Annotated in this window: 10 protein-coding genes; 4 read left to right on the top strand and 6 right to left on the bottom strand. The window is 69.5% G+C overall.

From position 1 onward, the window contains the following. Window positions 1-30: 30 nt before the first annotated feature. The 6 genes from AC1DH3_RS03035 to mtrA form a co-directional block, all read right to left on the bottom strand. Window positions 31-1272: a winged helix-turn-helix domain-containing protein gene (locus tag AC1DH3_RS03035; RefSeq protein WP_476908555.1), complete on the bottom strand. Its 1242-nt coding sequence runs from the start codon at window positions 1270-1272 to the stop codon at window positions 31-33. A 29-nt stretch (window positions 1273-1301) separates the two neighbouring features. Beyond that, window positions 1302-2021 carry a ribosome hibernation-promoting factor, HPF/YfiA family gene (hpf, locus tag AC1DH3_RS03030; RefSeq protein WP_441417258.1) on the bottom strand — a complete coding sequence of 240 codons (720 nt, stop codon included), beginning with the start codon at window positions 2019-2021 and terminating at the stop codon, window positions 1302-1304. Between the two features lie 143 nt (window positions 2022-2164). Next, window positions 2165-2830, bottom strand: a complete 666-nt coding sequence (locus AC1DH3_RS03025; RefSeq protein ID WP_476908554.1) for a ComF family protein — start codon at window positions 2828-2830, stop codon at window positions 2165-2167. A gap of 414 nt (window positions 2831-3244) precedes the next feature. After that, window positions 3245-4963 carry an LpqB family beta-propeller domain-containing protein gene (locus tag AC1DH3_RS03020; protein ID WP_476908553.1) on the bottom strand — a complete coding sequence of 573 codons (1719 nt, stop codon included), beginning with the start codon at window positions 4961-4963 and terminating at the stop codon, window positions 3245-3247. After that, window positions 4960-6705 (bottom strand): MtrAB system histidine kinase MtrB, encoded by a 1746-nt coding sequence (gene mtrB, locus AC1DH3_RS03015; RefSeq protein ID WP_476892302.1) that lies wholly within the window; start codon window positions 6703-6705, stop codon window positions 4960-4962. The genes AC1DH3_RS03020 and mtrB overlap by 4 nt, the downstream gene beginning before the upstream one ends. A gap of 175 nt (window positions 6706-6880) precedes the next feature. Next, the gene (gene mtrA / locus AC1DH3_RS03010; protein ID WP_175321836.1) at window positions 6881-7555 is read right to left on the bottom strand and encodes an MtrAB system response regulator MtrA; all 675 of its coding nucleotides are present in this window, start codon (window positions 7553-7555) and stop codon (window positions 6881-6883) included. Between the two features lie 264 nt (window positions 7556-7819). Here mtrA and AC1DH3_RS03005 point away from each other — a divergent pair, with 264 nt between their 5' ends. Genes AC1DH3_RS03005 through AC1DH3_RS02990 form a run of 4 tightly spaced genes read left to right on the top strand, consistent with a single transcriptional unit; the run spans window position 7820 to window position 12076 of the window. Then, a complete protein-coding gene (locus AC1DH3_RS03005) occupies window positions 7820-9115 on the top strand; it encodes a DUF7847 domain-containing protein (protein ID WP_476908552.1) in 1296 nt (431 codons plus the stop codon). Beyond that, complete coding sequence (locus AC1DH3_RS03000) at window positions 9112-9825, top strand: DUF4129 domain-containing protein (RefSeq protein WP_476908551.1); 714 nt, start codon at window positions 9112-9114, stop codon at window positions 9823-9825. The genes AC1DH3_RS03005 and AC1DH3_RS03000 overlap by 4 nt, the downstream gene beginning before the upstream one ends. Then, on the top strand, window positions 9822-10979 hold the full coding sequence (locus tag AC1DH3_RS02995; protein ID WP_476908550.1) for a DUF4350 domain-containing protein: 1158 nt from the start codon (window positions 9822-9824) through the stop codon (window positions 10977-10979). The genes AC1DH3_RS03000 and AC1DH3_RS02995 overlap by 4 nt, the downstream gene beginning before the upstream one ends. Beyond that, window positions 10976-12076, top strand: coding sequence for an AAA family ATPase (locus tag AC1DH3_RS02990; protein WP_476908549.1), 1101 nt, complete (start codon window positions 10976-10978; stop codon window positions 12074-12076). Before AC1DH3_RS02995 ends, AC1DH3_RS02990 begins: the two co-directional genes overlap by 4 nt. Window positions 12077-12079 lie beyond the last annotated feature (3 nt).

Genomic DNA, 12079 nt, shown 5'->3' with positions numbered 1-12079 from the left:
AGAGACGCAGGGCGGGACGCGCCTGTTCCCTCAGAGCGGATGCAGGCCTGCCACGGCCTGCCCGAGCGCCGGCGCCAGGTCCCCCCCGGGGGCGACAACGACCCGGTCCAGCTCCAACCACTCTGCCATGAGCTGCAGTTCCTCGGCGAGTTCGACGGCGGTGTCGGCCGGCGCGCCGGGCTCGGCGTGGCTGGCCCGGGCGAGCAGGCTGCCGGTCGCCCGGTCCGCCTTCAGGTCCACGCGGGCCACGATTCCGTCGCGCAGCAGGAAGGGCAGCACGTAGTAGCCGTAGCGGCGTTTGGCCTCGGGGGTGTAGATCTCGATCCGGTAATGGAAGCCGAACAGTTCCTCCAGCCTGCGGCGTTCAAAGACCAACGAATCGAAGGGGCTCAGCAACGCGCGGCCGTTGGCGGCGCGGGGCAACCCGGCGTCGGCGTGCCGGTACAGCGGCCTGTTCCACCCGGCCACCGTCACGGGCTCCAGCCGCCCGGCGTCCACGAGGTGTTCCACCGCAACGGCGGCGGCGCGCAACGGGGTCCTGAAATAGTCCGCGAAGCACCGCACGGTGCCGATCCCGTGCGCCTGGGCTGCGGCGTCGATCAGCCGGATCATGGCGGCCGCGGCATCCGGCTCCCGGCCCGCGGCGGGTGGTGCCGGCGCGGCCGGGACGCTGCCGGCCAGGACCCTCGAGGTCAGCGTATAGCGGCGTTCGAAGGACTCGGTCCGGGACGCGGCCGAGACCAGGCCCTCCTCAAAGAGGTGCTCGAGGACCCGTTTGACCGCGTTCCAGTTCCATCCCCAGTTGTCCTTGGGCCGGTCCTCGACGTGGCCCAGCCTGGCCGTGAGTTCGGCGGCGGTCAGCGGCCGGCCCGCGGCCAGCGCCTCCAGTACCCGCCCTGCCACCTCGCTGCGCAGCTCCGGATCCATGGCATGCGCGCCGACCCATTTTCGGTTCTGCCACAGCACGAGATCCTGGAAATGCTCGGGCCGGATGAAACTGGCCTCGTGGGCCCAGTACTCCATCATCCGTCGCGGGTGTGTCCCCGCCATGCGGTGCAGGATGGTGCGGTCGTAGTTCCCGAGCCGGGAGAAGAACGGCAGGTAGTGGCTCCGCGAGAGCACGTTGACGGAATCAATCTGGACCAGGTGGAGACGGGCAAAGGTACGGCCCACCGCCCGTGCGCTCACGGGTGCGGCGGGCCGGACCTTGTCCAATCCCTGGGCTGCCAATGCGATCCGCCGTGCCTGCTTGAGGCTCAGCGATGCGTGCACATCAGTCCCTTCGTCGGATGGTCACCAGCTCAGGCGCTGGCGGGCTCATCCTCTGAACGATAAGCGATGATCTTTTCTTCCAGCGGAGCCTCGCCCGGTTCGCAGGTCTGGTCCAGGCTGATCACGCCGTAGGTCCAGCCTTCACGGCGGTAGACGACCGACGGGGCCTTCGTCTCCTTGTCCACGAACAGGTAGAAGTCGTGGCCTACGAGTTCCATGTTGTCGACGGCGTCGTCGAGCGACAGGGACGCCGCGGGGAAGACCTTGCGGCGGATCAGCACGGGCGAGTCGCCGGCAGGAATATCGTTTTCCACCTCGTACGGCGACTTCTCGGCGGACCGGGGCTGCGGCGGATGGCTCGCTTCCTCGTAGATGGGCTCGCTGGTGCTGGCAGGTTCCAGGGTTGCCGTCGCCTCGGTGACGGACTTCGGAGTGTGCCGGCCGTGGTGGACCTTCTTGCGGTCCTTGGCACGGCGCAACCGTTCAAGAAGCTTGTTGTAGGCCAGGTCGAACGCGGCAAATTTGTCTGCGGCGCTGGCTTCGGCACGGATCACGGGCCCTCGGCCCAGGACGGTCAGCTCGACAGTGAGCAGTTCTGCGGTCTGCCGGGCCTTGGTCTCCTTGGTAACCTTGGCGTCCACCCTCTGGACCTTGTCCCCCAGTGATGCGATCTTCGAGATCTTTTCGTCGGCGTATTCGCGGAACCGGTCCGAGACCGTCAAATTACGACCGCTGATCATGAACTCCATGGTGCCCTCCAAATGACTTCGGTGACACGACGGCGGCACTTCCCGGGGCTGATCTGACTGACAGTCGAGCCCCTTTCCGAGCCGCTATCGACAGGTACATCTGTTCTTGGTACCCATGTTCGACGTTAGTTCATGGACCCCTGTTATTCATCTTTTTTTGGTTTATTTTTTTCCTCATCGCCGGGGTTCCCCGCCAGCCCGGGGATTGCCGCGGCAAAGTTGTACCGGGCGGGCGGGCGTGTCGCCGCGAGCACCACTGCGCCGCGGACCAGCCCTCCCGCGGCGTGCAGCGCGCGGGCCGCTTCCGCCAGCGTGGCGCCGGTGGTCAGCACGTCGTCCACGACGATGCAGGGCCGACCGTTCAGCTCCGGCCGGCGGAGTCCGCCCTTGATCCGCATCGAACCGCGTACCCGCCGGGTCCGGGCCGCGCGGCCCAATCCCTTCTGCCCGCCGGGCGAGCCGGCCGCCAGCCCGGGTCGGCCCCGGGGACCGTTTAGGGTGGGCCGCGCCTGGCGCAGCACGTCGGCGACGTCGGCTCCGGCCAGGGCGGGGATACGCCGGGCCCGCGCAAGCAGGAGGTGGACCGGGCTGAAGCCCCGGCGTCGAAACGCGACACCGCTGGTAGGCACGGGCACCAGCAGGATTCCTTCCGCCCGGCCGGCCGCGGCGCCGATGGCTTTGACGAGGGCCTTGGCCAGTTCCTCGGCCAGCTGACGCTGGCCGTGCCTCTTGAAGGACAGCAGGCACTGGGCCAGCTCGCCCCGGTAGACCCCGGCTGCCACGACCGGCAGCAGGACCGAGCCGTCCATGTCCACGAGGGCAGGGGCCCGCCCTTCCGCCCGGAACGGCCGCCGCGTCAGCTGGCTGACACGATGCGCGCAGCCGGCGCACAACGTCCGGTCCTCCGCGCCGCAGCAGACGCATTCCACCGGCGCTGCCAGCGCCAGTAACTCCGCGGCAGCTGTGGCGGCACGGTCCGCGATGCGCTCCGTCCAGCGTCGGTAGCCACCACGGTGTTTCGCTGCCGGGGGTACCGGGGCAAGGTCCGGGTCGACAGCGCGGATTCTGGTGCTGTTTCCGGTGCTGTTTCTGGTGCGATGCCGGCGTTTGTTCACCCTTCAAGGCTGGGCGCCGCCGGTCCGCCGCGGAAGCCCTCCCGGCTGCTATGTGGACATCTGTCCGGGCGCCGCCCGGCCCCTCCCGGTCAGCCCGGCCCCTCCCGGTCAGCCCGGGTAGGAGGGGTCGATGGCGCCCTTGACCTGCGGCGACCAGCCGTTACCGAGCCGCTGGAAGATGCCCTCCGTGGATTGGCCGTAGATCTCCGTCGGTCCGTTGCCGGCGCTGAGCGCGGTTAGCCCCGGCCAAGGTGCCAGCAGCTGCGGCGCCCCGGAGGTAAGGGACAGCAGCTCGGGCGTGACGTTGTCGTTCGCCGAGCTCTTCATCACGGCGACGGTCGTGTCGTTGACCCAGACGCCCCGGTCGGGGGCACGGGCTGACAGGAGTGTGATCGGCGCGGTGAGGTCCCTCGGGGTGCCGTCGCCGTTACGGATGATTCCGGTGATCTGGACGCTGGTTTTGCCGTTCAACTCCGAGATGACGAGTGCACGGGTTCCTTCGCGCGAGACCCTGAACTCCTTGATGCTCCGTCCGGCGAGCCAGGGCGGGGTCATGGTCACGGCAGGCACGTTCGCTCCCGGCGCGGTCCCGGCAGGATGGTAGGCGAGAACCTCGGTGGCCCCGTTGCTGCCGGGCCCGGCGGTCCAGACCCAGTCGTAGCGGTCGAAGGACGGCCGCGACAGGCCTGCCCGCGTGGTGAGGGCGCGCGCCGGCTGGCCCGGCAGGATTGAATACAGCGTGGTGCGGCCGGCGTTGAGGAACGCCGCTGCCTGGGACACCGGCGATTCGGCGGGCACACGCGGCGCCAGCGCCCGGACGGACTGGATGTCCGGCAGCGGACCCAGCTTGTTGTTCTCATAGCGGACCAGGTCGTTGTTGCTGACGGCGATCTGGTGGGCGGGAACGTCCTTGTCCCGCACCGGCGGCAGCACGGAGCCGTCGTCTTCGACCCGGACAAGGTCCTGGTTCGCCCGCAGCTCCACGTTGATCACGTCGGGCTGGCTGCGGAAGGTCAGCGCCAGCTGGGTCTGCATGCGCAGCCGGTCCTCGTTGGAAGCGTCCACGAGCTCCTTAGCCGTGAGGTCCACCTGCGCGGCGCCGGAGACCACCGGCACCGACTCGCGCGCCAGCTTCATGCCCGAAGGGAACGCGCTTACGACGGCGCCCTTGAGGTAAGGGGCCGGGCCGCCGAGCAGGGCGCTGGTCATGGCCTTGACGGTCTTCTTCTTGATGAACCAGCGCATGTCCGGCACCGCGTAGGTGAAGGTGGGGTCGTAGAAGTAGATGGGGTAGGCGCCGTAGATGACCTTGAACGTCTGCTCGGGGATGGCGGTGCCATCAGGGATTTCCGAGATCCTCCACTCGCCGTCGACCTTGGTCAGCGTTGCGGGAATGCTTTCCTTGGAACCTTCCGGCAACGGCGTGGCGATCCCGTCGGCGTCGACCGAATACGCCAGGTCCAGTTCGTAGTTGAAGACATTTTCGACGGCGGTGCGCACCACGCGGGCGGAACGGAAGACCAGCACCCGCTGGTCCGGCTTCCACTTCACCGAGGAGGCCTGGGTGAGGTACTGCCGGGCCACGGCATAGTCGTCCTCGTAGCCGCTGCCCGCGAGGTAGAAGTCCTCGATCATTGCCTCCGGGCCCGCCCCCGCCCGCGGAGCCACGGGGAAGAAGACCGGTGCGTTGTTGGGCTTTCCCGCGCTCTCGTCCGTGCTCTTTCCTACCGGGCCGGAGCGCGGAATCTGCGCGCACGAGGTCAGAAGAAGCAGCACCAGCGCCAGCAGGGCCACGGCGAGCCTGGTGAGTTTCCCGGCACCTCTCATGGCTGCTCCTTCGTTGTGTCGGGGCCGGACGGGGCCGGACGGGGCTCCCTGACGGCCGTCTCCAGCAGCAGCATCGTCCGTTCACGCACGACGCCGGCGGGCCCGACGTCGGCGGGTTCCAGCTGGAGCGGTGATCGGGTGATCGTTTCGCCCTGGCGCAGCGGCAGGGTCAGGCGGAAGTTGGAGCCTCTCCCCTTGTCGCCCCAGGCCTGCAGCCAGCCGTTGTGCAGCTTGGTGTCCTCGGTCGCGATGGACAGACCCAGGCCGCTGCCGCCCGTGGTACGGGCGCGGGCCGGGTCGGCGCGCCAGAAACGGTCGAACACGCGCGCGGCCTCCGCGGCGGTCATGCCGATTCCATGGTCCCGGACGGCGACGGCCACCGCGGTATCGTTTGCCGCCACGGAGATGTTCACGGGCCGGCCCTCGCCGTGCTCCAGCGCATTCAGAACCAGGTTCCGCAGGATCCGGTCGATCCGCCGGTCATCCATCTCGACGATGATGCTGCCTGCGGGGGCATTCAGCGTCACCTCCGAGCCGTATTCGGCCGCCACCGGGGCCACCCCCTCGATCACGTGCGAGACGAGCTGGACGATGTCGGACGGTTCGGCGTCGAGCATGGCCACGCCGGCGTCGAACCGGGAGATTTCCAGCAGGTCGGCCAGCAGCGACTGGAAGCGCTCCACCTGGTTGTAGAGCAGCTCCGCGGACCGCTTGTTGATCGGGTCGAAGTCCTCACGGGCGTCGTAGAGCACCTCCGCCGCCATCCGGACCGTGGTCAGCGGGGTGCGGAGCTCGTGCGAGACGTCCGAGACAAACCGCTGCTGCATTTGGGACAGGGTGGCCAGCTGGGTGATCTGCTCCTGCAGGCTGGCGGCCATGTGGTTGAAGGAAGCGCCCAGCCGGGCGACTTCGTCTTCGCCCTTGACCACCATGCGCTCCTGCAACTGGCCGGCGGCCAACTTTTCGGAGACAACGGCAGCGTGGCTGACCGGGCTGACCACGTTGCGGGTGACGTACCAGGCCACGGCGCCGATCATGAGGGCCAGGGCGGCGGCACCGGCCAGCAGGACGTTCTGGATTTCGTCCAGGGTCTTTTGCGCCGTGTTGAGGTCGTAGATCAGGTAGAGCTCGTAGACCGTGCCGTTGAACGTCACCTTGTTGCCAACCGCGATCCCGGGGCGATCCTCGGTTCCCACCGGGAATTCCGTGGAGGCCCAGAACTGGTCTTTGCCGGAGTCCTGGACCGCCTTGCGCAGCTCGGGCGGGATCACACTGATCGTGAGCTGGTCGGACGCGCGCGACTCGACCCACCGGTTGCGCGGCTTGGTCTGTTCGGGCATGGCCTCGAAGACGTAGCGCCGCTGGATCACCGAGCCGCGGCCTTCGACGGCGTTCAGGGTGTCGTAGACGAGGGTGATAACGCTGGACTGGTCGGTGACCTGCGCGCCGTCGAACGTGTCCTGGACCTGCTTGACGTTGTAGCGGGTCTCCGACTCCGCCTGGGCCAGCCGCTCCTGGAAAAGGTTGTTGGCGATCTGGTTGGAGAGATACGCGCCGACGACGGCGAAGGAACCGATCGCGAGCATGAGGGTGGTGAGCACGGTGCGGAACTGCAGGGACCGCCGCCAGCGCCGGTGCACGGCACGCAACAGGTACCTGGTTGCCGGCAGGATGCGGGACGCACCGGTGCGGACCAACCGGGCAACGCGGGCGGTGACAATCCGGGCCCGACGGCTCCAGATCCGGGCCCTGAAAAGCGGGGTCTGTCCACGGGACGACGACGGCGCCGTCTGGCCCTCGGGGGCAGCGGCCTCGGTCGCGGCAGCATCAGGCTGGCCGTGCGACGGGGCGGCAGTCTCCGGGAGCTCGAGCCGGGCAGCGGTCTCCGGGGCGGTCCCCGGCGGGCCGTCCGCCGGCTCAGGAACCTGCTTTGTAGCCGACACCACGGACCGTCAATACAACTTCAGGGGCTTCCGGATCGCGTTCGATCTTCGAGCGCAGCCGCTGGACGTGGACGTTGACCAGGCGGGTGTCCGCCGCGTGGCGGTAGCCCCAGACCTGCTCGAGCAGCAGCTCCCGGGTGAAAACCTGCCAGGGCTTGCGCGCCAGTGCGACCAGCAGGTCGAATTCCAGCGGGGTCAACGAGATCCGCTCGCTGTTGCGGCTGACCACGTGGCCGGCGACGTCAATCGTGACGTCCGCGATGCGCAGCGTCTCCGGGGCCTTCTGGTCGCCGGGACGGAGCCGGGCGCGCACCCGGGCCACGAGTTCGGCGGGCTTGAAAGGTTTGGGAACGTAGTCGTCGGCGCCGGACTCGAGCCCGCGGACCACGTCCGAGGTGTCGGATTTGGCCGTCAGCATGACGATCGGCACATCAGACTCGCCGCGGATCTGGCGGCACACTTCGATGCCGTCAATGCCGGGAAGCATCAGGTCCAGCAGCACCAGGTCCGGCTTGGATGAGCGGAAAACCTCCAGGGCCTGTCCACCGTCCGCGCAGAAGACGGGGTCGAAGCCGTCGTTGCGCAGCACAATACCGATCATCTCGGCCAGCGCCTCGTCATCGTCCACTACCAAAATCCGTGCCTTCATAGGTTATATATTCCCCTATTGAAATGGCTTTGTCGTATTCGGGCAGTCCCCGGCATGGCGCGGGCGATTGCACATGCTGCGGCACCCGGGGTGGTCCCGCCGCTAACTTGGTGCCGCGACTTGGCCCGAATGCTTGCGGCCGGCCGTCGAAACTATAGGCTGGGGGCAAGCCTGGCCCGGACTTACGCCGGGGCACGCGGGCGGCACGCCAACCGGTTCCCGGCCGCGTGCATCCGGTGGGCAATTTTCTTGGGGAGGAAAAGCTTGTCTGAGCAGGAACCTAGCGAACCGCAGCAGTGGGGCGGCCAGCCGCAATGGGGGCAGCAGCCGCCGGCCCAACAACCCGCATGGGGCACCACCCCGCAGTGGGGCCACCAGCAGCCGCCGGCCCAACAACCCGCATGGGGCACCACCCCGCAGTGGGGCCAGCAGCCGCAGTGGGGCGCTCCCCAGCCCGGCCCCCGCTTTTCCGGCCCCTACGTCCCCTCCCCTTACGGCCAGCCGCGTTACGTCGCGCCGCCCAAGCCCGGCATTGTGCCGCTGCGGCCCTTGATGTTCGGCGAAATCCTCGACGGCGCATTCCGGACCGTCAGGCGGAATCCCGCGGCCATGCTGGGGGCGGGCGTGATCGCCCAGGCCCTGACGTCTGTCACTTCCGCGCTGGCCCAGACAGGTGCCCTCTTCGGGGGATCAGGCGCACCCTGGCCGGGCAACCTGGGTTCGTCGCAAGCCACGGCGTTCGCCTTTGGCACAGCGGCCGGCGTCGGCGCGCTGTTGTCGCTCCTGACCGTGCTGATTTCGGTGGTCATGCAGGGTGCCATGGCGGTCCCCGTGGCGCGGGCACTGCTGAACAGGCGGACAGGCTTCCGCCAGATGTGGACGCTCTCCCGTTCCCGGACCGGTGCCCTGCTGGGACTCGCAGGCCTGCTGATCCTGGGCGCGGCCGCCGTCGTCGTCCTCGCAGTGGTGGCAACGATGGCCCTGGTTGCGGCCATGGAGCGCGCCGCCGTACTTGCCTTGGTGCTCCTGTTCATCGGCCTGATGATTGTGCTGCTCTGGCTCGGCATCCGGTTCCTCGTCGCGCCGGCGGCGATTGTGGTGGAGGAGATCGGCACCTTCGCCGGGCTGCGCCGTTCCTGGCAGCTCACGGGCAGGAACTGGTGGCGCATCCTGGGCGTCACCCTGGTGGTGGGGCTGCTCGTCGGGGTTATCACCCAGATTGTCCTTATTCCGGTCAGCCTCCTGGGCAACGCCGTCGGGTTTACCGTCTTCTCCCAGGGCGGCGAGGGTGGGCCCCAGGTGGTCCGGATCCTGGTCGCCGTCGTCGGCACCGCGGTCACCGCGCTGGTGGCCGCCGTGGGCTACGCCTTCCAGACCTCAACCGTTGCCCTGGTCTATCTGGATCTGCGGATGCGCAAGGACGGACTCGATCTGTCCCTGCTGCGGCAGTTGGAGACGGGCAGTGACCCGGAGGGGGTCCCGGGACGGACCGCAGCCATCCGCGGGGACACCTCCACCTGGCAGCAACCTCCCTACGGTCCTCCCCCGGTCCGGCGGTGACGGCGGCCCCCGTCTTCGCCGCCGAGCGCGCGGTGGCGGTGCTGTCGGCCCGGCTGCAGCCGGAACCTCCGGTGCTGCCCGACCGGGACGAAGCGCGCCGCTGGGCGGCGGAGGAGCTCGCGAAGGCACCGTACCGCGAAGCCGAGCCCAGTTGGCTGGACAAGGCACTTGCCGAGTTCGGTCGCTGGCTGCGCTCCCTGTCCGGCGACGGCACCCCCGGCGCCGACGGCGGCTATGCCGTGCCGCTCCTGCTGGTCATCGCCGCCGTGGTCATCGCTGTCGCCGTCGTGGTGGTGCGTCCGCGGCTCAACGCCCGGCGGGCCGCCGCCCAGGACGTGTTCGACGCCGATGCGGCACTAAGCCCTGACGCGCACCGCGAGCGGGCCTCCGCCGCCGCGGCGCACGGGGACTGGTCCGCCGCCGTCGTCGAGCAGTTTCGCGCCCTCGTGCGCGCGGCGGAGGAGCGCACCGTACTGGATCCGCAACCCGGCCGGACCGCCAGCGAGGTCGCCGCCCGGTTGGGCCGCGCCTTTGGAGCGTACGCCCGCGAACTGGAGGAGGCGGCACTCACTTTTGACGCCGTCCGGTACGGCGGGGCGGACGCCGGATCCCCGGACCACGCGGCGCTCGTCCGGCTCGATGCGGCGCTGGCCGGCACCACCCCGGATTATCGGGGCACCGGCTCGGACGCGCTCGTCAGGCCGCTGTGAAGAGCACAGCGGCGCCGCTGCGCTGGATCCGCCGGCACCGCACCTGGGCCATCCTCGGCGTCGTCTTTGTCGCTGCCCTCGTCCTCACGGCGGTGCTTCAGCTGCAACCCCATGGAGATCGGACCCAGCTGTCCATCCGAAATCCCGCCCCTGAAGGAGCACGCGCCGCCGCGGAAATCCTTGGTCGCCATGGCGTCGTCGTGGAGCAGCGGGACTCTTTCGAGTCGACCATCCAGACGCTTGAAAGCGCCAAACGCGCCGGCGAGCGCACCACCGTCCTGCTCTACGACCGCAACGGCTACCTCGGCCGCGACCAGCTGCAGTACCTGGGCGGCGCGGCGGACCGTCTGGTGGTGATCACACCCCGGCTCAACACGCTGCAAGGCGTCAGCGGCGGGATCGTGCAGGCCGGCGTGGTGCGGGACGGCACCGAGGTACTAGCCCCGGCTTGCGTTATTTCCGACCCCGTCGACGCCGGCACGGTCTCGGCCGCGAATGGCTACCTCTACGACGGAGAAGTGGTCTGTTACGCGCCGCGCGACGGCGGGGGCGGCCTCTACGCCGGCAGCGAGGACGGCCGGACCGTGGTCCTGGGCAGCACCGAAATCCTCAGCAACCGGGCCCTCGCCGAGCAAGGCAACGCCGCTCTGGTGCTGCGGACCCTTGGGGCGGAGCAGCGGCTGGTCTGGTACCTGCCCGGGATCGCCGATGTGCCCGAGGCGAAGAAACCGGTGACCCTCGATGAGCTGGCCGCGCCGTGGACCCACGTCCTGGGGCCCTGGCTGGCGTTCGTGGCGGTGCTGGCAATCTTCTGGCGCGGCCGCAGGCTTGGCCCGCTGGTCTTCGAACCGCTCCCCGTGGTGGTGAAAGCGGTGGAGACGGCTGAAGGTCGGGCCCGCCTCTACCATGACGCCCGCGCCGTGGACCGTGCCGCCGACGTCCTCCGGGCCGGCACGCTGGTGCGGCTGGCCAGGACCCTCCGGCTGGGACCGGACGCCGGGGCCGCGGCCATCATCGACGCGGCTGCCCGGCACCTGGACCGGACTCCGGAAAGCGTCGCCGTTGTCCTCGACGCCGAGCCCCGGGCCGAAGCCGAGCTCGTGCGCTGGGCCCAGCAGCTGGAAAGACTAGAGAAAGAGGTACACGCCCGATGAATGATCAGCCAACCGTCTCCACCGGCCCGGCCGCAACAGCCGCTGCCGGATCCAGCACTGCCGCCCCCTGGCCCGCGCCACGGCCCGCCGCGCAGCAGGCGCCGCAGCAGGCAGCGGGAACCCGCGGCTACCGGGACGCCCGGGACCCGGACCCAGTCCGCCAGGCCCTGCTGGATGTGCGCCAGGAGGTCGCCAAGGCCGTCGTCGGGCAGGACGCCACCGTCACCGGGATGCTGATTGCGCTACTGTCCCGGGGACATGTGTTGATTGAAGGGGTGCCTGGCGTGGCCAAGACCCTGCTGGTGCGCAGCCTCTCCGCGGCCCTCAGCCTCGATACCAAGCGGATCCAGTTCACCCCGGACCTGATGCCCGGCGATGTCACCGGCTCGCTCATCTACGATTCGCGCACCTCGGAGTTCAGCTTCCGCGAGGGCCCCGTTTTCACCAACATCCTGCTCGCGGATGAGATCAACCGGACGCCGCCCAAGACGCAGGCCTCGCTTCTGGAAGCCATGGAGGAGCGGCAGGTGTCGGTTGACGGCGTCTCGCGCCAGCTTCCCGCGCCCTTCATCGTGGCGGCCACGCAAAACCCGGTGGAGTACGAGGGCACCTACCCGCTGCCGGAGGCGCAGCTGGACCGCTTCCTGCTCAAACTGACCATGCCGCTGCCCGGCCGGGAGGATGAAATCGAGGTGATCCGGCGGCACGCGGCCGGCTTCGATCCGCGCAACCTGGCCGCGGCCGGCGTCCGCCCCGTCGCGGGTCCCGCCGAGCTGGAGCAGGCGCGGCAGGCCGTGGCCGCCGTCGAGATCGGTCCCGAAGTCCTGGCCTACATCGTCGACCTCGTCCGCGCCACCCGTTCCGCGCCGTCGTTCCAGCTGGGCGTCTCGCCGCGCGGCGCCGCGGCCCTGCTGAACGGCTCCCGTGCCTGGGCCTGGCTCTCCGGCCGCCGCTTCGTCACCCCGGACGACGTCAAGGCCCTCGCCCTGCCCTGCCTGCGGCACCGGGTGGCCCTGCGCCCCGAGGCGGAGATGGACGGCGTGCACGTCGACGGCGTGCTGGGCAGCATCCTCGCTTCCGTGCCCGTGCCGCGCTGAGCC

Source organism: Arthrobacter sp. 05L428, from assembly GCF_056397665.1.
The sequence above is the reverse complement of the archived record's forward strand: the minus strand, read 5'-3'. Positions and strand labels throughout refer to the sequence as shown.

What these genes read in the sequence shown, in the direction of transcription:
- AC1DH3_RS03020 (WP_476908553.1), bottom strand. Translation starts at nt 4,963, where the DNA reads ATGAGAGGTGCCGGGAAACTCACCAGGCTCGCCGTGGCCCTGCTGGCG.
- mtrA (WP_175321836.1), bottom strand. Translation starts at nt 7,555, where the DNA reads ATGAAGGCACGGATTTTGGTAGTGGACGATGACGAGGCGCTGGCCGAG.
- hpf (WP_441417258.1), bottom strand. Translation starts at nt 2,021, where the DNA reads ATGGAGTTCATGATCAGCGGTCGTAATTTGACGGTCTCGGACCGGTTC.
- AC1DH3_RS02990 (WP_476908549.1), top strand. Translation starts at nt 10,976, where the DNA reads ATGAATGATCAGCCAACCGTCTCCACCGGCCCGGCCGCAACAGCCGCT.
- AC1DH3_RS03025 (WP_476908554.1), bottom strand. Translation starts at nt 2,830, where the DNA reads ATGGACGGCTCGGTCCTGCTGCCGGTCGTGGCAGCCGGGGTCTACCGG.